Source organism: Sphingomonas sp. Leaf30, from assembly GCF_001422525.1.
Lineage (GTDB): Bacteria > Pseudomonadota > Alphaproteobacteria > Sphingomonadales > Sphingomonadaceae > Sphingomonas > Sphingomonas aerolata.
Genome location: NZ_LMKZ01000020.1, coordinates 2,457 through 2,776, shown reverse-complemented (window position 1 = coordinate 2,776; position 320 = coordinate 2,457). Strand labels below are relative to the sequence as shown.

Sequence of the window (320 nt, the reverse complement as noted above, 5' to 3'; positions counted from 1 at the left end):
CCGGGCGAACGACCGGAATTATGCGGAGTCACTTGACTCTTAAATCTACATATGTTGCTCTGCACCTACAGCGAGGGTGGTAAGGTTCGACGCTTACGGCCGACAAAACGCTGCCTAGGTGTGGGCAGAACCGACGGGGGGCACAGTGTCCGACGCGGTGAAAGGGGAGCGAAGATGTGGCGAGTTATCAGTCTCGGTGTCGTCGCTGCCGGCACTGTCTTGCTCATCACTCTTCTCGTCTTCCCGCGTAAGCCTGTCGTTGATGCCGGTGAGGCCGGCCTTTTCGCCAACGACTGCTGCGGCACGGTAAAGCTGGCCGA

1 protein-coding gene is annotated in these 320 nt (G+C 59.1%); it reads right to left on the bottom strand.

Translation table 11 applies throughout. The annotated features are described in order from the left end of the window. Nucleotides 1-114 precede the first annotated feature (114 nt). Nucleotides 115-320 (bottom strand): hypothetical protein (locus ASE89_RS21360; protein WP_236701872.1); only part of this gene is annotated, 206 nt, incomplete at its 5' end.